Below are 26,124 nucleotides of genomic sequence, written 5' to 3'. Positions count from 1 at the left end.
CACCACGTCAAGGAGAACCGATGTCCACGGAAACCGGCACACCGTACGTGACCTCCGAAGACCTTCCGCCGTACCGGGCCGTCCTCGCGGTCGACGCCAAGGACTTCACCAAGACGCCCGGTCGTCTGCACCAGTCGATCAGCGGACTCATCCCCCGGCTGGTCGGCAACGCGTTCACCCGCATCGACCAGGCACGGCTCTGGGACGAGCCGGCGTTCTTCGGACCGACCGGTGACGGCTTCGCGGTCGGCCTGCCCACACACGTCCTGCCGTACCTCATCCACCCGCTGCTGCCGGAACTGCAGCGGGTGCTGGGCGACTACAACAATGAGCGGCGCGCCTCCGAGCCGCTGATCCGGTTGCGGGCCAGCCTCAACGTCGGGCCGGTCAAGGAGCACGAGAACCCGTACCTCGGCGGGAACGGGGTGGCCCGCAACGACACCCACCGGCTGCTCGACTCCAAGCCGGTCCGGGCCATCCTCGCCGCGGCCAGCCCGCAGGTGACGTTCCTGGCCGCGATCGTCTCCGACCGGGTGTACGGGGACGTCGTCGAGCAGGGCTACGCGGGCCTGCACCCGGACCACTTCATCGAGGTGCCTGCCGTGGTCGACGGAAAGCAGTTCCAGCAGCGCGCCTGGCTTTACCTCCCTCAGCCGTCGGGCAACCTGCTCGGAATTCCCGATCTCACCCCGCCGCCGGCGCCCGACCGACCGGAACGCAGCGACTCCGGAGGCGCCCGGGAACAGAGTGGGGTTCACATCGGCACCAACAGCGGCCTGCTGTCCACCGGCACGAACCACGGCGGCATGCACCAGCACCTGGGAGAGCGGCGATGAGCACCGTGGACGAGCCGGCGCCCACCCCGGACGTCGAGGACATCGAGGCCCTCGAGGAGCAGCTGGCCACCGTCCAGATCCGGGAGGTCAGCGGGCTGTTCGCGCTCCATAACGAGGGCGGCATGCACCAGCACATCCACAAGCAGGTCAAAGGTCTCCGCGACGCCTCGGCTCTCAGCAGCGACTATGTACGCCGCACGCTCGACACTCTGGTCGAACGAAAATTCCAGGCGTTCGGACGGGACGTGGACAGCACGGAAGCCGAACGGCTCCTGCGGGCACACCACTGCCTGGTCCTCATGGGGGAGCCGGACACCGGGCGGCGCACGGCCGCTGTCGGGGTGCTCGGTCGGCTGGACCTGCCCCTGGAGGAGATCCCCGCCTGGGACCCCGGTCAGCCGCAGCAGTTCGCCGTTTCCGACCTGCCGGCTGCCGCCGACATGGGTTACCTGTTCAAGCATCCCACCGGCGTGCCGGCGAACTCGGACTTCCGGACTCAGCTGAACTCCTACGTCGACAAGCTGAGCAAACTCGGCTCCTACCTCGTGGTGGTCGCCACCTCGACAGAGTGGCACGCCACGGGAGCCGCCGTCGCGGAGAATGTCCTTTCCGTGGCGGCGCCGTCACCACGGGCGGTGCTTCTCGCCGAGATCCGGTACCGTGCCCGGCGCACCGACCTGCAAACACTGCTTGACGACCAGCGGATCCACTCCCTGATCCGTCAGGCGCGGCCCCGAGAGGTGATCCGTCTCGCCGAACTGATCCTCGCCGTCGCCGATGTGCCAGACGAAGATCCGGGGTCCGGCCAGCAACTCGCCACCATCGCGGAGGCCTTCCAGGAGTGGACCGAGGCGCTGACCGTCTGGTTCCAGCAGCATCATTCCGCCACCGAGCGAACCTTCCTGCTCGCCGCCGCGATCCTGGAGAATGCGCCGGCCAGATTGGTGCTGCGCTATGCCGAACGCCTGGGTGAGAGCCTCGACGGCAGCCCGACGGGCAGGTACGACATCTCCGCGGCCGGGATCCGGGAACTGGCGAAGGAGGTCGGTGCCGAGGTGGCCGAGGCCGATGGCCGTCTGCGGTTCACTCGGCCCGCCTATGGCCCCGCAGTGCTCGACTTCTTCCTCAAGGACCGCTCGGACACGTTCCGCATGATCCTGCGTGACTGGTTCGCCAAAGCACCCGTTGTGAGCCGCCGGTCCGCCGACGCACCGGAGCTGATCGCCGAGGCTCTTCTCGGTATCACGATCCGCCATCGCGACACCAGCTTCCTCCCACCTGTCGTCAAGGCATGGGCTGACCAACCCAGCCTGCGGCGCGCCTTGATCCCGCTGCTCACCGGCACCGCGCTGAGCCCGGAAGCCGGTTCGCTGGTACGGCAGTTGCTCAACCTGTGGGCAACAAAGTCATCCAGCACACAGATCCGTCAGGTCGTAGCCGAGGTCTGCTCCAGCGAACTCGCCGACGCCTACCCGCGGATCGCGCTCACCCGAATCAACAACCTGGCAATCCGCGCCACCGACGAGACGGCCGAGTCGATCGTGACAGCCGTGCTGCGCCTCTGGGAACGGCCACGACTGCGCCGCGACGTGGCCACCAAAGTGCTGGGCTGGGCCTCGGAACGCGGCTCCCCGGCTTTCGGGGTCGCCACCGCGGTGCTCACCGCCCTCGGAGTGGAAGCGATCTGGGTCGCCTATGAGAACCGTCTCCCCACCGGCCCGGCCTTGCGGAGTCTGCTGAGGCCGCCCGGCGTGCCGGAGGAGGTACGCGAAACCCTGTACAGCTGGCTGGACCTGGCAGTCGCCGACTCGGTCTTCGCCGCCTGGCTGGTCACCGCGATCGCCGACGCGATCCCCGGTCCCGCGCCCGCACTGATGATCACCGCCGTTCGCGGCTTCACGCACGAATGGCAGGGCCGCGACGCGATGACACCACGCGCTGCCTTCCGGGAACGCCTCCTGGAACGGATCACCGTTCTCGGCTGGGAGACCAGCGCCGCGCGGAAGGACCGGTTCGATGAGCCCTCTGCGTGACTGGTTCACCCCGCCTCCGGTACCCGTCGCTCTGGCGCAGTTCGAGGATCGGCCCGTCATCGACCTGGCCAGCAGCATCGAGGGCAGCTACCTGCGGGCCGCTTGCCTCATCCGGTGGGTCGGCCCCTACGAGACCGAGGCCGCGGACCGGCTCAAACTTCGGGACGTCGTCATCAGTCATGCCCGGCAGGAGGCCGGCAGATACAGCGCCGCGCACCTCGAAACGGCCACGACCGCGATCAACGCGAGCCTGAGCCGGGTGGCATGGCCGCGTGACACGAACGCGCGGGACGTGACAGCAGGGCTGCGGCTCAGCGCCGACCCGGCGGTACGCGACGCCGCCGCCGAGTGGGAGAAGCTACAGACCCGGCTGCGAGTCGAGCGGCTCCAGGCTCGGCTGGAGATCGAACGGCTGCGCCACCTGCGCGACGACATCTTCGCCAAACCCGAGGTGGCGCGCACGTACTGGCTGGACAAGCACCCCACCGGCCTTGAGGAGGTGCTCGACGACCGGTTCGATCGCATCGCCGAGAAGCTGGCCTCCGGGCCGGGGCCGTCCACGCTCGCGGTCGCGAACGTGATCCGGGAGTTCCTCGCCGGTCTCGGGCCGGAGCACAAAGCGGTGATGATGGAGCTGCTGCAGAAGGCGCTCGCCGACTTCGGCCGGGCCGACCTGGCCCATCGGTTGCCGCCCGATCCCGACGGCCCCTGAGCTACACCACCTGCGGGAGTTCGAGTCGCATCTCCGGCTCGAACTCCTGGTAGGTGCCCTTTCGGGTCTTCTTCGCCCGGTACATCGCCAGGTCGGCCTCCTCCAGGAGGCGTTCGGCGGAGCGGCCTCCGCTGTAGGCGACGCCCACGCTGGCCCGGGTGTGGACGGTGCGGCCGGCGATGTCGTACGGCTGGGCGATCGCGTCGATGACCCGCTGGGCGATGTCGCGGGCCTGGTCGCGGTAGGTGAGCGGGTCCAGCAGCACGGCGAACTCGTCGCCGCCGAGGCGGGCCGGCATGTCGGTGTCGCGGACGGCGGCGCGGAGCCGGCCGGCCACGGCGCGGAGCAGTTCGTCGCCGGCGGCGTGGCCCAGGGTGTCGTTGACCTGCTTGAACAGGTCCAGGTCCAGGTAGAGCAGGGCGGCGGCGCCGTCGGTGATGGTCTCCTCGACCCGCTGCAGGAACAGGGCCCGGTTGGGCAGCCGGGTCAGCGGGTCGTGCTGGGCCTCGTGCACGGCGGCGAGGGTGTGTGCGCCGGTCAGCGCGAGGCTGGCCTGCTCGGCGAACGCGGCGAGCACATCGCGCCGCTCAGCATCCCGAACGCCCGGCCCTGCACCGGAGGACGAAGCGGCGCCGGGCAACGCGACACCGCCGGCGGAAGAGCCAGCGCCAGGCAACGCGACCCCACCAGAGGACGAAACCGCCCCAGGCGAAGAGACCCCACCAGAGGACGAAACCGCCCCAGGCGAAGAGACCCCACCAGAGGACGAGACCGCGCCAGGCAAAGAGGCCCCGCCGGAGGGCGAGACGGCGCCGGGAAGCGCACCGGTGACGGGCAACGGGACAGCGGAGGACGGCGCGCCCGCCGTGGCGATGACCAGCGCCCCGGCCACGTCGCCGTTGATGTGCACCGGCGCCGCCTCCAGATCACCGCAGGTGATCGGCGCCCCCGCCGTCACCGCCCGATCAGCCGCGAACGTCAATCCTTCACAGGGCGTGCCGCTGACCGAGGCGACCGCGTCCCGCAGGACCAGCGCCACCGTCACCCCGTCGAGGAGCCCGGCCGCGCCGGAGGTGATCATGTCGAGGACCTCGGCGAGAGGCTGCTGCCCGGCCGACCGCTGGACGCGCAGCAGCGTCTCCAGGAGGCGTTCCCGGCGTTCGAGGGCTTCAACCAGTTCCAGCCGAGCGAGCGCCTCCCGTTCCTGGGCGAGGCGCAGCTGCCGTTCGGTCTCCAGGGTGCGCAGGCTGCGCAGGGCGAGCCCGAGCACGCGGGCCATGCCCTGGAGCATCTGGCGTTCCTCGGCGGCGAACGGCTCGTCGGCGCGGGCCACGATCAGGCGGTCGGCGGTCGGCGCGTCCCGGTCGAGGATGTGCACGGTGACGTGCATCGTCCCGGCGCCGGGGAAGGTGGTCTCGTCGCAGCCGGGGCCGAGGCGGGTGAACTGCGACGGTGCCGGGGCGCGGCCGAGGCCGACCGACGCGGGCACCTCGTCGCCGCAGACGACCGCGGCGACCTCGGCGTCGGTGGCTTCGGTGGCGCGCTGGACGGCCAGGCGCGCGGTGGTGGACACGGTTCCGGCGCGGGTGATGGCGCTGAAGAACTCGGTGAGCTGCAGGGTGGACCAGCCGGACATGACCTCAGCCGAGGGCCAGCGCGACGACGGTCAGGTGGTGCATGCCTTTGGCCTGCGGTTTGCGGACGATCTCGCCGTTGGAGTAGAAGCCTCCGTACGGGACCGGTTTGACGGCGTCACGCAGCCGGGACGCGGCGAGGTCGGTGCCGTCGGGGCCGAGCGCGATCGAGCGTACGCAGCAGTCGAAGACCAGCAGTCCGAGGGCTTCGGAGGCGAGGCCGGAGGTGGCGGTGGCCGCGGCGGCGGACGCGGCGTCGACGATCTGATCGGCGTCGGCCTCCATGAACCACACCATGGCGCCTTCGGGGGTGTCGGCGAGGCCGGAGATGGAGCGGGCGACCGGGTCGGCCTCGAAGATCACCCGGATGTCCTCGCCGGTGCGGCGGGTCAGGCCGAGCGGCCGGATGGTGGCGAAGGTGAGGAACGCGTCGGGGTCGTCGGCGAGCGCCGGGTCGGCGCCGGTGCGGCGCAGGTAGACGTCGAGGGCGGGTTCGCCGTCGAGTTCGAAGATGGTGCCGGATTCGCTGCGGGACACGACCATCGGCTCGCCGGTCTTGCGCCAGCCGTGGGCGATGCCGATGCCGAACGGGGCCGGTGAGCCGAGGGCGGCGCCGAGGACGGCGTTCGGCAGCAGATGCACGTCCGTACCGTCGCTGAAGAAGTGGAACGTCCCGGTCTGGGTGATGTTGTCGCCGGCGCAGCCGCCGACGAGGGGGACGAGCGCGCCGGCGACGGTGTAGGCGCCGCGGACCATTTCCTGCTGGTCGCTGCTGCGGCCATCGCCGAGCAGCAGGACGACCCGGTTGTCGGCGTCGACGTCGTCGAGGCAGGAGGCGGCGCGGATGCCGGCTTCGTAGAGGTCGTCGACGTCGCGGGGGACGGCGCGCACCGACGTGGTGTAGCCGCCGAGCGCGTTGACGACGACGCCGGCGCCGCGGCCGTCGGCGGTGAACTCGCCGGACGTCGAGCAGCCGATCATGAGGACGTCGCCGCCGGCTTCGGCGTGCACGGCCCGCGCCATCTCGAGGGTGGCGTGCGTCAGCGACGCGAAGACGATCAACAGGCCGGCGCGGCGCCCGCCGAGGGCTTCCCGGCAGGCTTCGGCGCCGGCGGTGGCGGGGTCCGCCGCGAGGCTGCGCCCGACTCCGAACCATCGATCCGCGCCCATTGCCCACTCCCCCAGGTCAGCGGCCCGCGATGCGAACCGTCCGGGAGAGATGTTCGGCGGTTCGGTCCCGCTTTTTACAGATTTTGTACGGCCTACCAGGGCCACCGGGGCTGTCGGACGCGGCGCGGGCGGCACACCGGCCCATCAGCGCGTCTTTCGGGCTGCAGCGTTTGGTCACCGCTGCCAACGATCACGAGCAGCGGAAAGTCCACTATTGACTAACTTGTTGTGATCGTTAACATACCGGTAACGGATAGACCACTATGAGTATGTACCCCCTCCGGCCGCGGACCTCGTTTCCCCGAACGGGACCGCGCATCCCCCCGAAGGTGACATCCCCATGCGCATTCGCAGACTGCTCCTCGCCGGCGCGGCCGGCATCCTCGCCCTGACCGCCGTCGGCGCCGCACCCGCCCAGGCCGCCTACCCCAACCCCGGCGTCGTCACCGGCTCGACCAACGCCCACGACCCGTCCATCGTCAAACGCCCCACCGGCGGCTACCTGCTGGCCACCACCGGCGACGGCATCACCCTCAAGACGTCGGCGGACCGCACCGCCTTCGCCGACGCCGGCAAGGCCTTCCCCGGCGGCACGTCGTGGGCCAGCTCGTACACCGGCGGCAGCGCCAACCTGTGGGCGCCCGACCTCTCCTACCGCAACGGCAGGTACTGGCTGTACTACTCGGCCTCGACCTTCGGCTCCAGCAAGTCGGCGATCTTCCTCGCCATCAGCACCACCGGCGCGTCCGGCTCGTGGACCCACGTCGGCAAGGTGATCGAGTCGACCACCAGCAGCAACTGGAACGCCATCGACCCGAACCTGACTGTCACCCCGTCCGGCGAATGGTGGCTGACCTTCGGCTCGTTCTGGTCGGGCCTCAAGATGGTCAAACTCAACTCGGGCACCGGCCTGCGCGCCGACTCCACGATCCACAACATCGCCGAGCGGTTCGTGAACAGCAAGTCGGTCGAGGCGCCGTACATCCACTACCGCAACGGCTACTACTACCTGTTCATGTCGTTCGACTTCTGCTGCCAGGGCGCGTCCAGCACCTACCGCACGATGGTGGCCCGGTCGACGAGCATCACCGGACCGTACCGGGACCGGGCCGGCACCTACACCACCGCGGGCGGCGGCACCGAGATCCTCGCGTCGCACGACAGCATCCACGGCCCCGGCCATCCGGCGGTGTTCACCGACAGCGACGCCGACGTCCTCGTCTACCACTACTACAACGCGTCCGGCACCGCGAAGCTCGGCATCAACCTGCTGGGCTGGGACTCCTCGGCCTGGCCGTACGTCTACTGACAGCACCGGCGGCGCCGGCCCTCGCGAGGCCGGCGCCGCCGGACAGGTCAGATCCCGGCGGCGCGAACGCCCTCGTACAGCTCGGCGGACCTGTCGATCAGCTCCTTCACGTCCCGCAGACCGGCCGGCAACGTCAGATACACGTGGTCGGCGCCCGCCTCGGTGAACGCCGCCACGTCCGCCACCAGCTGTTCGATGCTGGCCGCGAACGGCGGTCGCGGCTCGATCGACGTCTCGGTCACCCCGAGCACACTGATCTGCACCGCGCACGAGATCGGCGTCGTCCGGCCGGCCGCGGATGCCATCTCCCCCAGCCGGGCCAGCGTCGCCGTCACCTGCTCGGGCGTGACCCCGCTGGCCACCCAGCCGTCGGCCCGCTCGACCACTCGGCGCAACGCCCGGTCGGCCCCGGCGCTCGCCCCCAGCAGCACCGGGATGTGACCGGCCGGCTTCGGCCCGATGTCGGCGGCGCTCACCTCGTACCTCTTGGTGGAGAAGCTGACCGGATTCGGCCCCCAGACCGCCGCGGCGATGTCCAGGAAGTCGTCGAGCGCCCGGCCCCGCTCGCTCAGCGGCACCGGCGCGGACGCCGCGAACTCGTCCGGCGACCAGCCCGACCCGAGCCCGGCGACCAGCCGGCCACCACTGAACGCGTCGAGCGTCGCCAGCTCGCGGGCCAGCCGCAACGGCACGTGCAACGGCACCACCAGCACGCCGCTGGCCAGCGTGATCCGCTCGGTCACGGCCGCCGCCGTGCTGAGCGTGACCAGCGCGTCGGCCACCCCGCGGTAGATGTCCGGCCAGGCCAGCCCGGGCACCCCGTAGAGGCCGTGCACGCCGCTCTGGTCCTCCGGCACGAGCATCCGCTCGAACGCCCACAGACTGTCGTAACCGATCTCCTCCAGCGCCCGGGCAGCGGCGGCCACATCCGCGCCCGGGGTGAACTGACTGAACTGGGGAAGACTGACACCGAGTTTCACCATGCCCCGACCATTCCACACTGGATGATCATGCGCTGACGGATACCGGACCGGACACGCTCCCAAGTCTGTGAAGTTCTGATGAATCCCGTTGATCCGATCGCAGCGCCGATACGTGTCCATGAACACAGGAATTCTGGTGCAGGTTTTCAGATAGTCCATGGAGGCACACGTGCTCGCCGTCGTCCGCATGTTCGCCTTGCCCCGCCGGCTGGCCGGGTTGTTCATAGCCGTGCTGGCGCTCGTCGTGTTCGACCCTCGCGCCGCCCTGGCAGCGGTCGAGCCGGGCGTCCCGGACCCGCCGAGCAACCTGCTCACCGACACCGGCGAGGGCAAGATGTCCGCCGCGGACAAGGACTTCGTCATCAAGGTGCGCCTCGCCGGACTGTGGGAGATCCCGGCCGGGGAGATGGCCCAGGACAAGTCGAGGAGCAAGCAGATCAAGGGCATCGGCGCGGACATCGCCGCGCAGCACCGGGTGCTCGACCAGCTGACCCGCGCGGCGGCCAAGAAACTCGACGTCGACCTGCCGGATGAGCCGAACGAGGCCCAGCAGGGCTGGCTGCAGGAGATGGAGGACGCCGCCGTCGGCGAGGACTTCGACCAGATCTACATCGACCGGCTCCGCGCCGCGCACGGCAACATCTTCCCGGCGATCGCCACCATCCGCACCACCACCCGCAACGACACGGTCCGCAAACTGGCCCAGCGCGCCAACCAGTTCGTGATGACCCACCTGACCCTGCTGGAGAGCAGCAACATCGTCAACTTCGCGGCGCTGCCCACCGCCCCGCCGCCGAACGCCACCCCGGCCAAGACGAACTCGGCCAACCCGGTGCTGTCCGCCTCCGACGCGACCACCGGCGGCACCCCGTCGGTCAGCCTCCCGGTGGTCGGTGGCATCGTGCTCGCGGCCCTGGCCGGCGGCCTGCTGGTGAGCCGCAAGATGATGAACGACCCGCGCCGCCGCTACCGACAGCGGCGACCCAGCGGCGGCTACGGCGGCTACTGAGCGCAGTGCGAGACAAGGGGGGGCCCGATCGGGCTCCCTCTTATCGTTCCGGGACGGGTCGATGTCGCCGAACTCGGCGGCGGGTCCCGGGCACACGGCCGGGACCCGCCCGGCGACGATCGGGGTGCGGGCCCTGCCGGATTCGAACCGGCGTCCTTCGGCTGTGCAGGCCGACGCGACGACCTCTGCGCTACGAGCCCGCACCAGCCGTGATCATATCGGCGAGTTCTCTCAGGACGGTCGCCCGGTCGCGCATCCGCCGGTCCCCCGAACGGTCCGCGGCATGCGTGGCCTGCGCCGCCAGCATCCGCAACCGGGGCACGAGCACCTGCGCCTCGGCCCTCTCCCCCGGTGACGGCAGCCGGGTCGCCAGCAGCCGCAACACCTCCGGGTCGTCGTTGTCGATCGCCCCGCCAACCGCGTCCGCCGTCACCAGCGCGCCCCGCCCCAGCAGCGACCGGGCCAGCTCGGCGGTCACCGCGTGCGAGCCGGTCCGCAACGTGTTCACCACCGGCACACCCCGGCCCAGCAGCCCCTCGGCCGCCTCCAGCCGCCCGTTGACCAGGGCGATGTCGATCGGTGTCAGCCCACCCCGGACCGGCTCGGCCAGATCACAGCCGGCCGTGGCCAAACGCTCCAGCAGACCCAGGTCACCGGCGGACGCGGCCCGGTCCAGCGCCAGCCGCCGCAGCCGCGGCTCACCCGCGAGCGTCCCCGCCGCCAGTGCCGCCCGCCAGCCCAGCACGGCCCGGCGCACCAGCTCACGCAGCTTCCCGGCGACCCTCGGCTGCTCCTCGGCCAGATCGTCGACAGCATCACGCAGGTCGGTCCCCGCGTCGGCGTCGCCGTCCGCCCACGGGTCGTCCTCCAGCGCCAGCTGCCCGAACAGCGCCCGCACATCCACCGCGAGGCCGTCCGCCCGATCACCCTCGGTCAGCTCCCACCCCCGCGGAAGCCCCTGCTGCCAGTAGACGACCCGCCCGTTCTCCAACCCCTCCGCGGTGTCCACATAAAGCCGATCCAGATACTCGAAACCACCGAACGGCAGGAACCGCACCACACCGGAATCCGCCTCGTGGTCGATCCAGCCCCACAGATCGTGATAGCCGTCGGACTCCGGCCAGAACAATTCCGTGAACGAGATCTGCCCGTCCAGCTGATAGTCGATCCGCCCGCCGAAACTCACCCGCCACAACGCGACGAGCGCCTCCGGCAACGGCCCGGCACAGCGCGCCGCCACCGCGTCCAGGGTCTCGTCGTCCACCGGCGGCTGCGCCTCGAGAATCAGCCGGTCCGCGAAAACGGCGATTCCCGCCTCGCCGGCGGCCCGCCGATCCTTCTCATCGAGCAGCGTCGCTGCATCCATGGACTCACCCTAACCTTTTACGGTACGGGCCATTCCGCCCACCGGAACCACACCGTTCCGGGCCTACCGCGCGACGTTTCCCCGGTTCCGGCCCATCACCGCGACTCTCGGGCGAAAGCGTCCGGTCCCGGCGATCACTCGCGGACGATCGGAATGCAGTTGCCGGTGTGGTAGCTGCCGTCGGCCGCCAGGGCCAGGCCGTGCCCCGACTTGGCGATCCGGGCGCACACCTTGGCGGCGTCGCCGACCGCCTGGAAGTCCTCGTCGGAGGTCTTGCGCACCGACGGCTGCCGGTCCTCGAAGTAGTACTTGCCGTGCGCGGTGTCCTGGCTGCCCATCGTCGACTCCTTCGGGGACTGCCCGTCGCCGCCGTAGATGTGCAGGTGGAAGCCCTTCACCCTGTCCGGCTCCTCGCCGTTCCACTCCGCGTCGTACCAGACGGTGAGCTTGCCGTCCCGGATGACGGCACGGGTGAGGCACACCCAGCGGGGGCTCTCCCGCATCTGATCGGTGCACGCCTCATCCGCGGGAACTTTGACGGCGGCGCTCACCCCGGGACTCGGCGACCCACCCGCGGCGGCCGGATCCTGACCGCGCTGTTGCGTGCCGTGCTGCGAGGTCGCCCCGGCCGCCGGCGTCTCGGGGCCCTTCGTCTCGTCGTCCCTGAGCCGCCCCAGAGCCCAGGCCGTGCCCGCGACACCGGCCAGCATCACCACCACCAGCGCGGCCACCATGACCCTGCCGAGCGTGCGCCCCGGGGTCACCGCGGCGGCTCCGCCCCCGGCCGATCCCACGCCGTCCGTGCCACCCACACCGCCCGCGCCACCCGCAAAGCCCGCGCCGCCCGCGGGGCCCGCGCCGCCCGCGGGTCGAATGGCTCCGGTGGGCTCAGATCCGACGGCTCCTGAATCGCCCGGCCCCGAAACCGCACCGCCGCGATCCGCCTGGCCGGGCCTCTCGCCTCCCAGACCGGCCGGACCGGACGTCGCGCCTCCCAGACCGGCCGGACCGGACATCGCGCCACCCGAACCCGCCGGACCGGACATCGCGCCACCCGAACCCGCCGGACCGGACGCCGGGCCGCCCCCACCCGCTGGATCGGGTGCTGATCCGCCGGTGCCCGCCATGGCGGCCGATCCGAATGCATCACCCGGAGAGGCGGCGGGCGCGGCGTTCTCCGGCCAAGCCGCGGGTGTGATGTTCTCCGGCGAGGCCGCGGGTGTGATGTTCTCCGGCCAAGCCGCCGGGACCGCCTCGGCGGCGCCGGTCGCCCATGGGTCGACGGCGGCGGGCAGCACCAGCGCGGTGCAGGCCTCGGAGATCTCCGCGCCGGCCTGCCACGCCGCGCCCAGCGCCACCGCGTGTTTGGGGTGTGCGTCGACCGCGACCGGCCGGCCCAGCTCCGATTCGACCATCCGCGCCACCAGCGGGATCCGCGACGAGCCGCCGACCAGCAGGACCGCGTGCAGATCGGCCGGTTCGATGCCGGCCGATCGGATGGTGCGCCGCAACACCTCGATCGGCCCGTTCAGCACCGGGCGGACCATGGCCTCCAGCTCGGAGCGGGTGATCCGGACCTCGGTGGTCAGATCCGGCAGCAGCACCGGAACCGTCGCATCCGTGTCGGCCGACAGCGCCTCCTTGGCCTGCACACACTCCTCACGCAGGCGAGCGACGGCCGAGACGACCGCCGGGTCGTCCTGGTCCAGATTGTCAAGTGCCCCGCCGAGCGCCGCGGAGACGTGTGCGAAGACCGCCGCGTCGAAGTCGACCCCGCCGAGCCGCTCGATGCCCTCCGGTTTGCCGATCAGCTCGAATCCGCCGACCGTCTTGCGCAGCACCGCCGCGTCGAAGGTGCCGCCACCCAGGTCGTAGACGGCGATCGTGGCGCCCGGCTCCAGTTTCTGCTGGCGGGCGTAGAAGACCGCCGCGGCCTGCGGCTCGGTGACCAGCTGGACGGGCTGCTCGATGCCGGCGAGCCGGATCACCTGGTACATCAGATCGATCTTGAACGGTCCCCAGTTCGCCGGATGCGACACGCAGATCCGCGACGGCGCGTCGCCCTCCCGTTTCATGACCTCGTCGACGACGGCTCGCAGCATCCGGGCCATCAGCGCCTCCGCCGAGTACGGCGCCCCGCCGAGCAGGATCGGAGTCGGATCACCGAGGCGCCGCTTGAACTCCCGGGCCGCCCGATGCGGTTCGGTCAGCCCCCGCCGCCCGGCGATCTCCCCGGTCAGGATCGTCTCGTCGTCGCGGAGCAGCACCACCGAAGGAATCGCCGCCGTCCGGCTGCCGAGCGTGGCGATCTCCACATGCCCGTCCCGCCAGACCGCCGCCGCGGTATAGGTGGTCCCCAGGTCGATACCGAGCGCATACATCCCGAGTTGACTCCGGATCCGGTCGAGGCCCACGCGCACAACGAGGAGCCGATCGGCCCGAGACCGGCACGGGTCCGCCTCGGTTCCCCAGGTGGGGGCTCCCAGAATAGGGTCACGCGATCACCGGACCGGCCCCGGGAGATCCGCCACGGATACTGATCACCCCGTTCAGGGATGGGGTTCAGCAGCCCGGGGCAGGAACGGAAGCCGGTTCGAGCCGCGGGCCCCGCAACTCAGGCTGCGTGGCCCCGTGGCTCGAAACCGACCTTGAGACTCACGTCGAGTGCCGCCGCCAGCCGCTCCAGCACCGGCAGGGTCGGAACGGTTCCGCCGGCCTCGAACCTGGCAACCGCCGACTGTGTCATACCTGAACGTTTGGCCAGCTGCGCCTGGCTCCATCCTTGGCGCTCACGAAGCTCTCGCACGGAGCGCCCGAGTTCGAATGCCAAGCGCGCCGCGTCATATGCCTCAGCGGCACCCGGCTCAGCCAGCCGTCGCTCCCGCATCGCGGCCCACCCGCCGCCTTCAGCCATCGCCTATCCCTCCTCGTCCGCCACCGTGTGTTCTTCGTCGATACATCGCGCAAGCGCCCGGCGTGCGCGGTCGACTTCCCGATCGTCCTTCATCCGGGTCTTGTGAAAGACCGTCAAGAGGATGATCCTCCGATCGGATCCGATCCAGCAGGTGATCCGCACTGCACGTCGCTCGAGATGGAACCGCAGTTCCCGCAACTTCCGATCGAGCTGCTTGGTGTAGGGCTCACCGAGCAGCGGGCCCTGCTCGGCAAGCAGATCGATGTAGAACGCCGCGTGGGCGAAGTGAGCGATCGGCAAGCTCTCCAACCACTTCTCTACCTCCGGCTCCAACTCAACCGCACCCCAAGCCATAGCAAAGATGCTATACCGCGATGGAGAAGCGCCCGTGCCCCGGCGGCAGGTCGTGGCTCGGGCTGTCAGTGGGCCAGGATCGTGGGGATCAGGGCCAGGACCGCGGGGACGGTCTGGATGTAGATGATGCGGCGGCTGGCGGTCAGGGCGCCGACGACGCCGGCGATCGCCACGCAGATCAGGAAGAAGACGATGGCGGCGAAGCCCCCGCCGAGCAGGCCCCAGATCAGGCCGGCGGCCAGGAAGCCGTTGTACAGGCCCTGGTTGAGGCCCAGCACCCTGGTCTGCTCGGCGAACTCGGGGGTGAAGCCGAACGCCTTGCGGCCCTGCGGCTTGGTCCAGAGGAACATCTCCAGGACCGCGATGTAGACGTGGATCAGTGCCACGAGGGCGGCCAGGACGTTCCCGATGATCAGCATGGCTGGAGACTACCTGGGCGGTGACCACCGCATTCGGCCCGCAGCGGGCGCTGCGGGCCGGGTCACGCGGCCCCGTCGCCGGGTAGGGAACGGGACGGGCCGGGCGCGGTTGCCGGCGGGGTGGCCGTACCGCAAAAGGGTCAGAGGCCGTAGGTCTTGCCGATGATGTCTCGCTGGATCTCGCTGGTGCCGCCGTAGATCGTCGAGACGAGCGTGGCGCGGACGTGGCGTTCCATGTCGTACTCGGTGGCGTAGCCGTAGCCGCCCATCATCTGCATGCCGGCCAGCGCGACCTGCCGGGCGACCTCGGTGGTCTTGAGTTTGACCATGGAGCTCTCGCGCGGCAGGACCTGGTGCGGGTCGCGGTCGGTGAGGGTGGCGACCCGTTGGACGAGCAGGCGGCAGCATTCGATCTCGGTGGCCAGGTCGGCGACCCGGTGGCGCAGCGCCTGGAACGAGCCGACCGGGCGGCCGAACTGTTTGCGCTGTTTGATGAAGTCGAGGGCGTCGTCGAAGGCGCGCTGGGCGGTTCCCAGCATCAATGCCGCCAGGATCAGGCGCTCAACATTGAGGCCGGCCATCAACTGTTGCCAACCCTTGTCGACATTGCCGACCACGGCGTCCGCGGGCAGGTGTACATCCGTGAAGTAGAGGTCGTTGACCTCTTTGCCGCCCATCGTCTCGATGCCGTTGATCCGCAGGCCGGGGGCGTCGGCGGGGACCAGCAGCATGGTGAGGCCGGTGTGCTCGCCGGGGCTGCCCGAGGTACGGGCGACGAGCAGGATCGCGTCGGCGATGTGGGCGTTGGAGCACCACGTCTTCTGGCCGTTGACGATCCACCCGTCGCCGGTGCGCACCGCGCGGCAGGAGAGGTTGGCGACGTCCGAGCCGGCCTCGGGCTCGGACATGGCGATCGCGTAGACACGGCCGTTGACCAGGCCGCCGAGGACGGTCTTCTTCTGCTCCCCGGAGCCGGAGCGCTGCACGGCGGCGGCGACGATGGCGCTGGTGGTGAACCCGCCGACCGGGGCCTGGCCGTAGCCGACACGCTCCAGGAACAGGCAGGTGTCGAGCATGCCGGCGCCGGAGCCGCCGTACTCCTCCGCGACGGTGACGCCGAGCCATCCGAGGTCGGCCATCTTGCGGTAGAGGCCGGGGTGGTGCGGGCTGTCGCCGCGTTGCTCACGGGTGCCGGCCTCGCGGCGGCAGAAGTCGTCGACGGCTTCGGTGAACGCCTTCTGCTCGTCGCTGAGATCGATGATCATTTCGTCACCTTCCGGGAGTACGCCCAGGTGAATCGCTATGTTGACAGCGACCGTAACATATCAAATATCAAATCTTAGCCCGGGAGCAACGATGACCGAGGTCCAGGCAACAGTCGAGAAAGCCCGGTCGGCCGCACGGTGGTGGGGCGGGCTCGGTCACCGCGAACGCCGCACCCGGCTGCTGGCCTGGAAAAGGCACCTCGCACGGCACATCGGCGAACTCGCGGCCCTGGTCGCCGAGGAGACCGGCAAAACGCAGGACGACGCGGCGCTCGAGGTGATGCTCGCCGTCGAACACCTGGACTGGGCGGCCCGCAACGCCGGCAAGGTGCTCGGCCGGCGCCGGGTGCCGAGCGGGATGCTCGCGGCCAACCACGTGGCGACGCTGGAGTATCTGCCGCTCGGCGTGGTCGGGGTGATCGGGCCGTGGAACTATCCGGTCTACACGCCGCTGGGCTCGGTGTCGTATGCGCTGGCGGCCGGCAACGCCGTGGTGTTCAAGCCGAGCGAGCACACCCCGCGCACCGGGGCGTGGCTGGCCGACGCGTGGGCGGCCGCCGTCCCGGGGGAGCCGGTGCTGCAGGTGGTCCTCGGTGACGGGTCGGCCGGGGCGCAGCTCACCTGGTCCGGAGTGGACAAGATCGCCTTCACCGGATCGGCGGCGACCGCCCGCAAGGTGATGGCGACCTGCGCGGAGACACTCACCCCGCTGGTCGTCGAGGGCGGCGGCAAGGACGCGATGATCGTGGCGGCGGACGCCGACCTCGACGCGGCGGCGCGGGCGGCGGCGTTCGGCGGGTTCGGCAACGCGGGGCAGACGTGTGCGGGCGTGGAGCGGGTCTATGTGGAGCGTTCGGTCTATCCGCAGTTCCTCGCGAAACTGGGCGCGCTGGCGGTCGGTGAGCAGACGATGACGACTGCGGAGCAGCCCGCGATCGTCCGGGCGCACGTGGAGGACGCGCTGTCGCGAGGCGGCCGGGCCGTGGTCGGCGAGCCGTCCTCGATCACCGCGCGGACCGTCGCGCCGGTCGTCCTGGCCGAGGTGCCCGAGGACAGCATCGCGGTCACCGAGGAGACGTTCGGGCCGACCCTCGTGGTGAACCCCGTCGACAGCCTCGCCGAGGCGATAACCCTGGCGAACGCCTCGAAGTACGGCCTGGCCGCGTCGATCTTCTCGAAGAACGCGCACGCGGCCGCCGCCACCGCCCGGAAACTGCGGACCGGGGCGGCCTCGGTCAACGCGGTCCTCGGGTTCGCCGGGGTGCCGTCACTGCCGTTCGGCGGGGTCGGCGACTCCGGGTTCGGGCGCATCCACGGGGCGGACGGGCTGCGCGAGTTCTCCCGGGCGCAGGCGGTCACCCGGCAGCGGTTCGCCGCGCCGATGGATCTCATGCGGCTGGACCGGGATCCGAAGGTGATGCGGCGGGCGTTGACGCTGTTCCACCTGCGCCACGGACGGTGAGCTAGGAATCCCAGATGCCCAGGTCGTCGAGATGCTTGACCAGGCGCTCCGCCCCGTCGGTGAAGTGCCTGGTCATCGCGGTCCGCGCGGCGTCCACGTCGGCCGCGGCGAAAGCGGCGAGCACGGCCTCGTGATCAGCGCGCATGCCCTCACGCCAGCCCGGGTCGGCCGAGTAGACCCGGGCCGGGGTGTAGCGGGTGGCGGTGTGCAGGAACCAGCTGAGTTTGCGCGACCGCGACATCCGGTTGACCGCGCGGTGGAACTCGTACTCGTACGTCTCCACGTCGGCGGCCCTCCGGGCGCGGGCCACCTTGCTGTGCGCGACCCGCAACTCGGCGAGCTGGGCCTCGCCGATACCGGTGGCGACCCGGGCGGCCAACTCCCCGGCGATGTCGCCCTGCAGCTGGAACACGTCGAGGATGTCCTGCCGGGACAACGGCGCCACCACGTAACCCTTGCGCGGCTCCAGCTCGACCATGTCCTCGCCGCGCAGGGTGAGCAGCGCCTCGCGGACCGGGGTGATGCTCACGCCGAGGCCGGCGGCGACCTCTTCGAGACGGATCCGCGCGCCGGGGCGGAGCTCACCGGACATGATCCGGGCGCGCAGGGCGCCGGCGACCTCCTCGGACAGCAAAGCCCTCACCTCTCGCTTTATCGGCCGCCACCGTATCAAATATCAAAAAAGAGGAAGGGTGACCGATGCGCCTCGCAACGACGCTGATGTATGCCGGAGATCCACGGGCGACCGCCGACACGGCGGCCGGATGGGAGGACGCCGGGCTCGACGTGATCTGGGTGGCCGAGGCGTACGGCTTCGACGCCCCCACGATCATGGGCTATCTGGCCGCGAAGACCGAGCGGGTGCAGATCGGCTCGGCGATCCTGCCGATCTACTCGCGTACCCCGGCGCTGCTGGCGCAGACCGCGGCCGGCCTCGACGCGATGTCCGGCGGCCGGGCGATCCTCGGCCTGGGCGCCTCCGGCCCGCAGGTGATCGAGGGCTGGCACGGTGTCGCCTACGACAAGCCGATCGGCCGGACCCGGGAGATCATCGAGATCTGCCGGTCGATCTGGCGGCGCGAAGTGATCACCCACGACGGCCTCTACCGGCTCCCGCTGCCCGAGGGGCAGGGCACCAGCCTGGGCAAACCCCTCAAGATCCTGACCCATCCGGTACGGGACTCGATCCCGATCCACGTGGCCGCCCTCGGCGCCGCGAACGTCCGGATGACGGCCGAGGTGGCCGACGGCTGGCTGCCGTTCCTGTACGTGCCGGAACGGGCCGCCGACGTCTGGGGCGCCTCCTTGACGGCCGGCTTCGCGGCACGTGACGCGGCGCTGCCCCCGCTGGAGATCGTCGCCGGCGGCCCCGTGGCCATCGGCGACGACGTGACACATCTGCGCGACCTGGCCCGCCCGATGATCGCCCTGTACGTCGGCGGCATGGGCGCGAAGGGCCGCAACTTCTATCACGACGTGGTCAGCAGGTACGGCTTCGAGAAGGAGGCCGACCTCATCCAGGAGCTGTACCTGTCCGGACGCAAGAAGGAGGCCGCGGCCGCGGTGCCGGCGGAGCTGCTGGAGCTGAGCAGCCTGATCGGGCCGGAGTCCTACGTACGGGACCGGATCGCCGCCTTCCGCGAGTCGGGCGTGACGGTGCTGAACGTGACACCGATCGACGCCGACCCGCAGCGCCTGCTCTCCCGGGTGAAGGAGCTGATCAGCTAGAGATGGGACGCTACGACCTGCGGGACCGGATCGCGGCACTCGATCCGGAGAAGGACCATCTGGAGATCTACCAGATCTCGTCGGGGCGCGAGTTCCCCTGGGACTACACGCGGGCGCTGGAGTTCGCGCTGTTCCGCACCTACTGCGTGCCGAGCATCTCGCGGCTGCTGGCGGCGACCGGGGAGTTCCGGGACCGGCCGCAGCGGCGCTACGACGACACGGCACTGCTGATGGCGGAGATCGCGGCGCACGGGTACGACTCCGGCCGGGGCCGCGAGGCGCTGAAGGTGGTGAACCGGGCGCACGGCCGGTATGCCATCAGCAACGACGACATGCTCTACGTCCTGTCGACGTTCGTCTACGACCCGATCGACTGGCTGTCGCTCTACGGGTGGCGGCCGTTGCACGAGAACGAGAAGCTGGCGGCCTTCCACTATTACCGGGCGGTCGGCGCCCGGATGGGTATCAGGGACATCCCCGGCGACTACGCGTCGTTCCGCAGCTTCAAGACCGATTACGAGGAGCGAAACTTCGTATATTCGGCTACGAATCGGGAGGTCGGGCGATACACCGTCGAGATCTTCGCGGCTTGGTTCCCCGGTTTCCTGAGACCCGCCGTGCGGCTCGGCGTCCGCGGGATGCTCGACGAGCGGATGCTGCGCGCGTTCGGTTTCGACCCGGCGCCGCGCTGGGTCGGCGGCCTGGCGGCGGCCGGTCTGAAAGCTCGTGCGCGGGCCGTGCGCCTGTTTCCACCACGTAAGGAATCGGTGCTGGGCAAACCCAAGCGAAACCGCACCTATCCCGGATACCCTTCCGGCTATCAGCCGTCCGACCTGGGCGCCCCGCCCCCACCCGACGATCTTCCGGCCGAGTTCCTGCGGTCATCACGTCAGGGTCAGGGGAATATTGACATGCCCTGATGCATTGCTGGCCTTCAATGTCTGGGGGTTTGCTGTGAGCACCATTCCCCAGATCCGGAGGTCGTTCATGAGACGACGGTCCCTAGCAGCGCTCGCCGCGGTCACGTTCTGCGCGGCCGCGGCCATCTCCGCCTCCTCACCCGCCGGCGCCAGGGCGCCCTCCGAGCCCGCCCCGCCCGGCGAGTACGAGATCGCCGACGTGCGCACGCTGGGCGCCCGGAACGCGATCGCCCGTACCGGTGTGGCCATCGAGGACATCGAGCACGGCGTCGCGACCGTCACCGCCACCTCCGGCGAGGTCGCCAAGCTGCAGCGGCTCGGGTTCACCGTCGAGCCGGTGGTGCGGACCCTCGACTTCCCGCCCGCCGACGCGGCGTACCACAACTACGCCGAGACGATCGCCGAGGTCAACGCCGTGGTGGCCGCCTACCCGGCGATCGCCAGCAAGCGGGTGATCGGCAAGTCCTACGAGGGCCGCGACATCGTGGCCGTCAAGATCTCCGACAACGTCGGCACCGACGAGTCCGAGCCCGAGGTCCTCTACGACGCCAACCACCACGCCCGCGAGCACCTGACCGTGGAGCAGGCGCTCTACCTGCTCGGGCAGTTCACCCGGACGTACGCGACCGACACCCGGGTCAAGAACATCGTCGACACCCGCGAGATCTGGATCATCCCGATGGTCAACCCGGACGGCGTCGAGTACGACATCGCCTCCGGCAGCTACCGGTCGTGGCGCAAGAACCGGCAGCCCAACAGCGGCTCCAGCAACGTCGGCACCGACCTGAACCGCAACTACGGCTACAACTGGGGCTGCTGCGGCGGCTCGTCGGGCAGCACGTCGTCGGCCACGTACCGCGGCCCGTCGGCGTTCTCCGCGCCGGAGACCAAGGTCATCCGCGACTTCGTGAACAGCCGGGTGGTGGGCGGCGTCCAGCAGATCAAGGCGGCGATCGACTTCCACTCGTACTCGAAGCTGGTGCTGTGGCCGTACGGGCACACCACCGCGAACACCGCGACCGGCATGAACGCCGACCAGGCCAACACGTTCGCCACCCTGGGCCGGCAGCTGGCCGCGACCAACGGCTACACCCCGCAGCAGTCCAGCGACCTCTACATCACCGACGGCGACTCCCTCGACTGGCTGTGGGGCGTGCACAAGATCTTCGCCTTCACCTTCGAGCTCTACCCGGGCAGCTCGGGCGGGGGCGGCTTCTACCCGCCGGCCAGCGTGATCCCGGCCGAGACGGCCCGCAACCGGACGGCGGCGCTGATGGTCGCCGAGGCCGCGGACTGCCCGTACCGGGTGATCGGCAAGGAAGCCACCTACTGCTAGCAGTCCAGGTAGGCGCTCTTCCACGTGGTGAACCGCTCGCCGTACTCGGCCTGCGCGGCGCCGACGATCCGCTCCGGGTCGTCGGTGGCCGGCAGGCCGAAGTGCGCTTGCAACCACGTCACGAACTCGTCGTGGGCGTCGCTGTGCTCGTCGTCGGCGGAGCGGTAGAAGGTCACCCCGTCGTGGTCGACCATCGGCTCGCTGTCGAAGGTGAGCAGCTGGAACAGCTCCCGCACGTCACGGGCGACCACGTGCTCGCCGCCCTCGTCGCCGAAGACCACCACCGGCCGCGTCCCGTCGCCGGCGTCCCAGAGCGCGTAGAACGAGCCGCCGCCGGTGGCCCGCGCGAACGGCGTCAGCCGGGCCAGGAACGCCGGATCCTTCGACCAGCCGGCGGTCAGCCCGGAGGCGTCGTTCCAGTCGTCGAGGCCGAAACACTCCGAGTACGACTCGTAGCCGTGCTCGTCCTGAAACGCCATCAGCAGGTTCAACTCGGGAACCGGAGAGTAGGTCACCCTCCCACGATATAAGCGACACGAGATGTTTATATCCATGAACATCGATGCAATGCTCGGTTCACCCCCCGACAAGAGGAGAACCGAGATGCGCAGATGGCGAACCCTTCTGGCGATGTTCGCCGCGGTCGTCACGGCCGCCACCATGTCCCCCAGCCCGGCACAGGCCGCCGCCGCCGACGACCCGGTCGTCCCGTACGTCGTCGGAGGCAGCCGCGCCGCTCTCGGCGAGTTCCCGTTCATGGTCCGGCTCTCGATGGGCTGCGGCGGCGCCCTCTACAGCCCCACCCTCGTGCTGACCGCCGCCCACTGCGTCAGCGGCACCGGAACCAACACCTCGATCACCGCCACCTTCGGCGTGGTCGACCTCCAGTCCAGCAGCCGCGTCACCCGCAAGTCGAACTACGTCTACCGGGCGCCCGGCTACAACGGCAACGGCGACGACTGGGCGCTCATCCGCCTCGCCAGCCCGGTCAGCGGCACCAACATCGGCACCCTGCCGATCACCACCTCGACGGCGTACGACACCGGCACGTTCACCATCGCCGGCTGGGGCGCCGCCACCGAGGGCGGATCGCAGCAGCGCTACCTGCTCAAGGCCACCGTGCCGTTCGTCAGCGACACGACCTGCAACTCCAGCAGCATGTACGGCGGTGAGGTGATCGCCGCCGAGGAGATCTGCGCCGGTTACACCTCCGGTGGCGTCGACACCTGCCAGGGCGACTCCGGCGGCCCGATGTTCCGCCAGGGCGCGTCCGGCTGGGTCCAGGTCGGCATCGTCAGCTGGGGCGACGGCTGCGCCCGCCCGAACAAGCCGGGCGTCTACACCCAGGTCAGCTACTTCTCCTCGGCCATCCGCTCGGCCGCCACGTCGCTCGGCGGCTGACGCCCGGCATCGATTGATCACACCGGGCGCCCGCACCACGGGCGCCCGGTGTTTCATATCTCGATGACGACGAACCCGTGGCTCGCCGGCCCGTCACCCACCCGCCGGCTGGAACGTGACCGCCTCGAGGAGCGCATCCTCAACCTGCTCTCCTCGCAGAACATGTGCGTCATCGCCACCACCGGCCGGGACGGCGCACCGCACGCCACCCCGGTCCGCTACTTCCACCTCGGGTTCGAGCTGGTCTTCACCGCCCTCGGCACGTCCCCGAAGATCCGCAACCTGCGCGCCGACCCGCGTGTCTCGGCCGGCGTCTTCGCGCCGCTCGTCGGCCAGGCCAGCAGCCGCGGCGCCCAGCTCTTCGGCACGGCCCGCGTCCTCGAACCGGACGACGCGGACTTCGGCGCCTACTGGCCGGTGGTGCGCTGGCAGTCCGACCACGTGGAACGCTCCCGGCCCCTGGACGAGCCGCCGCTCGGCACGATCGCGGTGATCACCCCGGACCGCATCGTCTACACCGAGCACTGGCTGCGCCGCGAGGGCTACGCCCCACGCCAGACCTTGAACCTCTAGGCGGTGGAGCCGAGCACTGCGCCTGCCGGAAAGGTTCCCGCGTCAGGCTCAGCGAGTAGATCTCGCCGACGCGATCGCTGTCGATCCATCCGGAGTCCTCGTCAGGCCACCACAGTTTCAGGTAAGCAGGTTTTCCGCCGATCATCACGGCAGCGCAAAGGACATCCCCCGTGTCGATGGATTCCGCAGGGTTCGGCACCGCGTCCAGTCGATTCAAAGTCCAACTCTGTCTCACAGCGACTTCGCGGTAGAACGCGGCGACCGCCTCCGCGCCGGCTTTCGTCCGGTACAGACGTCCGGCGTCTGGCTGACCCACATCGTTGCAACCGGCCGAATCTTCGAAAAGCTCCGCGGCGGGCGGGTGCTCCGAGAGAATCGGTGCGCCGTTCAGGACAGCCGCGTCTGCGGCAGACGTTGAAGAGCAGGGTGCGATTTCCGCTCTCCCCCACTCCTCGAGTTCTTCGGCATCCTGTTGACAGCCGGAGATGCTCAGGGCGAGCGTGAATCCCAGAAGCGCGGACAACGTCCGGCGAAGCGTGCCTTCCCTGTTCCTCTGGGCTGCTGGTGTCAAGATCACCCTCGGTGGAAGGTAGGGGCATCGACAGATGCGCTTCCATGCTTGCGGCTCGTCGTATTCAATCCGGGCAACGCCGTAGCCGACCATACGGCCGGTCCTGTTGTTGTTCACGTCGGCCTCGCTGATGGCGTGCCGGCCGGCACGATTCGGCGGCCGTCAGGTCCACCCGCTGTCCGCCCTCGACACGGCTACCGGAATCGTGCTCGCGTCGGCCCGGGGTGGCTGATGGTGGCCAGATGATGATCAGAGGCGGGTCTGGCGGCGCAGTACGTCCGCGACGTAGCGGGCCGCATCGCTGAGCGGTCCCGGCCGGTGCGCGAGCACCAGCCGGCGCATCTCCCGCGCTGCCCCGCGGACGGCGACCGTGCGGACGTCGTCGGGCAGCAGGTCGACCGCCACGGCCGGCATCGTGGTGACGGCCAGCCCGGCGGCCACCAGCCGCAGCTTGGACCACCAGTCCCGTACGACGTAGCGCACGTCGGGCCGCCCCGGCAGGCCGGGCCAGACTCCGGGCAGCGCCTCGCCGGTGTCCGAGCGGCCGGCGACCCAGACCTGACCGACGAGCTCGTCCGCCTCCACCGCGTCGCGGGCGGCGAACGGGTGGCCGGCCCCGATGCACACCAGCAGTTCCCGCTCGGCGAGCGTGACCAGCGGCAGCGCCGGAGTCTCGGCGTCCAGCGGCCGGAACGGCGGTACGTGGGCGAGCACGGCCAGGTCGAGGGTGCCCGCCCGCAACGAGCGCACCAGGGTGGGGGTGCTGCCCTCGCGCACCGACACCACCACGTCGCCGGGCAGCGCCCGCAGCACGCCGGGTATCAGGGCCGCCGTCGCGGTGGGGAACGCGCCCAGCCGTACCGCTCCCGAAGCGACCGGATCTCCGGTCAGTTCCCCCGCGGCGGCGTCGAGCTCGTCGAGGATCCGGATCGCCCGCGGCAGCAGCCGGGCCCCGGCCACGGTCAGCGTGACCCCGTCGCGCCGCCGCTCGAACAGCGCTCGCCCGGCGGCCTTCTCCAGCACCATCACCTGCCGGGACACCGCCGACTGGGTGTAGCCGAGCGCGCGGGCGGCGGCGGTGAACGAGCCTCGCTGCGCCACCTCGCGAAGCACCCGCAAACCGGACGGCGAAAGCTCCCCAGGCATGCGAACCTCGCATATCCGCTATCGATCATTGTCGCGTCCCGCATGCTAGCCGGGCCGCCGGCGACGTGCCTAGCCTCGGCTGGTGACCACGAGAACCGCCCTCGTCACGGGGGCCAACCAGGGGCTCGGCCGGGCCCTCGCCGCCGGCCTGGCCCATGCCATGAACCCGGGCGACCGCGTGCTGCTGGCGGGCCGCCGCCCGGACGCCGTCGAGCAGGCGGTGGCCGAACTGACCGCCCACCAGAGCACCGGCGCCCGGCTCGAACCGTGCGTCCTGGACGTCCGCGACCGGTCCGCCATGGACGACCTCGCCGCCGACCTCGGCGAGGTCGACATCGTCTTCTCCAACGCCACCGCCCGGATGACGCCCGACGCCGACCCGGCCGACCATGTCGACGCCGTCGCCGAGACGAACAACCTGGCGACGACCGCGATCCTGCGCGCCTTCGCCCCACGGCTGCGGCCGGGCGGACGGCTGATCATCGTGGCCAGCGCGCTCGGCACCCTCGACAAACTCGACGCCCGGGTCCGCCCTCGATTCGCCGGTGCCGCCGCAGCCGACCTCGATGCCGTGGACGATCTGATCGGCCGGTGGCGGGCCGCGGTGCACGCCGGCCGCGCCGCCGATGAGGGCTACGGCGGGTGGCTCAACATCCCGTCCAAGGTCGGACAGGTCGCCGCCGTACGCGCGTTCACCCGCGACCGCCGCGAGGCAGACCTCGCCCAGGGCACCCTGATCGCGGCGCTGTGCCCGGGCCTGATCGACACCGCCGCCTCCCGGCCCTGGTTCGAGGACATGAGCACCGCCCAGACCCCGCAACAGGCCGCCACCTGGCCGGTCGAGCTGGCCCTCGGACCGCTCACCGCCGAAACGCTGGCCGCCTGGTACGGCGAACTCGTCCAGTTCGGCCGGGTCATCCCGTGGGAGACAGGCATGCCGGTGCCGCACCGCGCCACCCGCTGAAACCGGACGCCGGATACGC

General features: G+C 70.5%; 24 protein-coding genes and 1 tRNA gene. 12 read left to right on the top strand and 13 right to left on the bottom strand.

The features are described 5' to 3' along the window. The first annotated feature begins 20 nt into the window (after positions 1 to 20). Genes BM290_RS21630 through BM290_RS21620 form a run of 3 tightly spaced genes read left to right on the top strand, consistent with a single transcriptional unit; the run spans position 21 to position 3,581 of the window. On the top strand, positions 21 to 836 hold the full coding sequence (locus BM290_RS21630; protein ID WP_093616869.1) for a hypothetical protein: 816 nt from the start codon (positions 21 to 23) through the stop codon (positions 834 to 836). Continuing rightward, complete coding sequence (locus tag BM290_RS21625) at positions 833 to 2,869, top strand: hypothetical protein (protein ID WP_093616867.1); 2,037 nt, start codon at positions 833 to 835, stop codon at positions 2,867 to 2,869. Before BM290_RS21630 ends, BM290_RS21625 begins: the two co-directional genes overlap by 4 nt. Next, entirely contained in the window at positions 2,853 to 3,581 is a 729-nt protein-coding gene (locus BM290_RS21620; protein WP_093616865.1) for a hypothetical protein, read from the top strand. Before BM290_RS21625 ends, BM290_RS21620 begins: the two co-directional genes overlap by 17 nt. A 1-nt stretch (position 3,582) precedes the next feature. On the opposite strand, the gene BM290_RS21615 is transcribed toward BM290_RS21620, so the two are convergent. Both BM290_RS21615 and BM290_RS21610 read right to left on the bottom strand, forming a co-directional pair. After that, a complete protein-coding gene (locus BM290_RS21615; RefSeq protein WP_093616863.1) occupies positions 3,583 to 5,217 on the bottom strand; it encodes a GGDEF domain-containing protein in 1,635 nt (544 codons plus the stop codon). A 4-nt stretch (positions 5,218 to 5,221) separates the two neighbouring features. After that, positions 5,222 to 6,385, bottom strand: coding sequence for an FIST signal transduction protein (locus tag BM290_RS21610; RefSeq protein WP_093616861.1), 1,164 nt, complete (start codon positions 6,383 to 6,385; stop codon positions 5,222 to 5,224). Between the two features lie 340 nt (positions 6,386 to 6,725). Between BM290_RS21610 and BM290_RS21605 the strand changes: the two genes are divergently transcribed. After that, on the top strand, positions 6,726 to 7,694 hold the full coding sequence (locus BM290_RS21605; RefSeq protein ID WP_093616859.1) for an arabinan endo-1,5-alpha-L-arabinosidase: 969 nt from the start codon (positions 6,726 to 6,728) through the stop codon (positions 7,692 to 7,694). A gap of 47 nt (positions 7,695 to 7,741) precedes the next feature. Here the strand turns inward: BM290_RS21605 and BM290_RS21600 are convergent, their stop codons facing one another. Then, positions 7,742 to 8,677, bottom strand: a complete 936-nt coding sequence (locus tag BM290_RS21600; protein ID WP_093616857.1) for a TIGR03619 family F420-dependent LLM class oxidoreductase — start codon at positions 8,675 to 8,677, stop codon at positions 7,742 to 7,744. Positions 8,678 to 8,846: 169 nt separating this feature from the next. On the opposite strand from BM290_RS21600, the gene BM290_RS21595 reads away from it, so the two are divergent. Continuing rightward, on the top strand, positions 8,847 to 9,686 hold the full coding sequence (locus BM290_RS21595) for a DUF4142 domain-containing protein (RefSeq protein WP_239143981.1): 840 nt from the start codon (positions 8,847 to 8,849) through the stop codon (positions 9,684 to 9,686). Positions 9,687 to 9,813: 127 nt separating this feature from the next. Here the strand turns inward: BM290_RS21595 and BM290_RS21590 are convergent. The 7 genes from BM290_RS21590 to BM290_RS21560 all read right to left on the bottom strand — a co-directional run bounded on the left by BM290_RS21590 (position 9,814) and on the right by BM290_RS21560 (position 16,004). After that, a tRNA-Cys gene (locus tag BM290_RS21590) sits at positions 9,814 to 9,886 on the bottom strand. Beyond that, positions 9,877 to 11,052, bottom strand: coding sequence for an ankyrin repeat domain-containing protein (locus tag BM290_RS21585; protein WP_093616855.1), 1,176 nt, complete (start codon positions 11,050 to 11,052; stop codon positions 9,877 to 9,879). The genes BM290_RS21590 and BM290_RS21585 overlap by 10 nt, the downstream gene beginning before the upstream one ends. A gap of 134 nt (positions 11,053 to 11,186) precedes the next feature. Continuing rightward, the gene (locus BM290_RS49945) at positions 11,187 to 13,466 is read right to left on the bottom strand and encodes an Hsp70 family protein (protein ID WP_239143980.1); all 2,280 of its coding nucleotides are present in this window, start codon (positions 13,464 to 13,466) and stop codon (positions 11,187 to 11,189) included. Positions 13,467 to 13,666: 200 nt separating this feature from the next. After that, positions 13,667 to 13,939 carry a helix-turn-helix domain-containing protein gene (locus tag BM290_RS21575; protein ID WP_239143991.1) on the bottom strand — a complete coding sequence of 91 codons (273 nt, stop codon included), beginning with the start codon at positions 13,937 to 13,939 and terminating at the stop codon, positions 13,667 to 13,669. A 30-nt stretch (positions 13,940 to 13,969) separates the two neighbouring features. Beyond that, positions 13,970 to 14,320, bottom strand: coding sequence for a type II toxin-antitoxin system RelE/ParE family toxin (locus BM290_RS21570; RefSeq protein WP_093616851.1), 351 nt, complete (start codon positions 14,318 to 14,320; stop codon positions 13,970 to 13,972). A 65-nt stretch (positions 14,321 to 14,385) separates the two neighbouring features. After that, entirely contained in the window at positions 14,386 to 14,739 is a 354-nt protein-coding gene (locus BM290_RS21565) for a DUF1304 domain-containing protein (RefSeq protein ID WP_177319830.1), read from the bottom strand. Positions 14,740 to 14,879: 140 nt separating this feature from the next. Beyond that, positions 14,880 to 16,004 (bottom strand): acyl-CoA dehydrogenase family protein, encoded by a 1,125-nt coding sequence (locus BM290_RS21560; RefSeq protein WP_093616849.1) that lies wholly within the window; start codon positions 16,002 to 16,004, stop codon positions 14,880 to 14,882. A 91-nt stretch (positions 16,005 to 16,095) separates the two neighbouring features. On the opposite strand from BM290_RS21560, the gene BM290_RS21555 reads away from it, so the two are divergent. Then, positions 16,096 to 17,466, top strand: a complete 1,371-nt coding sequence (locus BM290_RS21555) for an aldehyde dehydrogenase family protein (RefSeq protein WP_239143979.1) — start codon at positions 16,096 to 16,098, stop codon at positions 17,464 to 17,466. A 1-nt stretch (position 17,467) separates the two neighbouring features. On the opposite strand, the gene BM290_RS21550 is transcribed toward BM290_RS21555, so the two are convergent. Next, the gene (locus BM290_RS21550) at positions 17,468 to 18,109 is read right to left on the bottom strand and encodes a GntR family transcriptional regulator (RefSeq protein ID WP_239143978.1); all 642 of its coding nucleotides are present in this window, start codon (positions 18,107 to 18,109) and stop codon (positions 17,468 to 17,470) included. Positions 18,110 to 18,165: 56 nt separating this feature from the next. Between BM290_RS21550 and BM290_RS21545 the strand changes: the two genes are divergently transcribed. From BM290_RS21545 to BM290_RS21535, 3 genes are all read left to right on the top strand, one after another. Further along, a complete protein-coding gene (locus tag BM290_RS21545) occupies positions 18,166 to 19,194 on the top strand; it encodes an LLM class F420-dependent oxidoreductase (RefSeq protein WP_093616845.1) in 1,029 nt (342 codons plus the stop codon). A 2-nt stretch (positions 19,195 to 19,196) separates the two neighbouring features. Further along, positions 19,197 to 20,114 (top strand): oxygenase MpaB family protein, encoded by a 918-nt coding sequence (locus BM290_RS21540; protein ID WP_093616843.1) that lies wholly within the window; start codon positions 19,197 to 19,199, stop codon positions 20,112 to 20,114. 67 nt (positions 20,115 to 20,181) lie between these two features. Next, entirely contained in the window at positions 20,182 to 21,450 is a 1,269-nt protein-coding gene (locus tag BM290_RS21535) for a M14 family metallopeptidase (RefSeq protein ID WP_093616841.1), read from the top strand. Here BM290_RS21535 and BM290_RS21530 read toward each other — a convergent pair. Then, positions 21,447 to 21,965 carry a hypothetical protein gene (locus BM290_RS21530; RefSeq protein ID WP_143133862.1) on the bottom strand — a complete coding sequence of 173 codons (519 nt, stop codon included), beginning with the start codon at positions 21,963 to 21,965 and terminating at the stop codon, positions 21,447 to 21,449. The two genes, BM290_RS21535 and BM290_RS21530, sit on opposite strands and share 4 nt — an antisense overlap. Before the next feature lie 88 nt (positions 21,966 to 22,053). Here BM290_RS21530 and BM290_RS21525 point away from each other — a divergent pair, with 88 nt between their 5' ends. Beyond that, positions 22,054 to 22,851 carry a S1 family peptidase gene (locus BM290_RS21525; protein WP_093616837.1) on the top strand — a complete coding sequence of 266 codons (798 nt, stop codon included), beginning with the start codon at positions 22,054 to 22,056 and terminating at the stop codon, positions 22,849 to 22,851. 63 nt (positions 22,852 to 22,914) lie between these two features. After that, positions 22,915 to 23,424, top strand: a complete 510-nt coding sequence (locus tag BM290_RS21520) for a pyridoxamine 5'-phosphate oxidase family protein (protein ID WP_093616835.1) — start codon at positions 22,915 to 22,917, stop codon at positions 23,422 to 23,424. An 820-nt stretch (positions 23,425 to 24,244) separates the two neighbouring features. Here BM290_RS21520 and BM290_RS21515 read toward each other — a convergent pair. Continuing rightward, positions 24,245 to 25,141, bottom strand: a complete 897-nt coding sequence (locus BM290_RS21515) for a LysR family transcriptional regulator (RefSeq protein WP_093616833.1) — start codon at positions 25,139 to 25,141, stop codon at positions 24,245 to 24,247. An 82-nt stretch (positions 25,142 to 25,223) separates the two neighbouring features. Between BM290_RS21515 and BM290_RS21510 the strand changes: the two genes are divergently transcribed. After that, on the top strand, positions 25,224 to 26,105 hold the full coding sequence (locus BM290_RS21510; protein ID WP_203779659.1) for an SDR family NAD(P)-dependent oxidoreductase: 882 nt from the start codon (positions 25,224 to 25,226) through the stop codon (positions 26,103 to 26,105). The last annotated feature ends 19 nt before the right edge of the window (positions 26,106 to 26,124 follow it).

Source organism: Actinoplanes philippinensis (assembly GCF_900113015.1).
GTDB classification, from domain to species: domain Bacteria; phylum Actinomycetota; class Actinomycetes; order Mycobacteriales; family Micromonosporaceae; genus Actinoplanes; species Actinoplanes philippinensis.
This window is presented reverse-complemented; position numbering and strand designations above follow the sequence as displayed.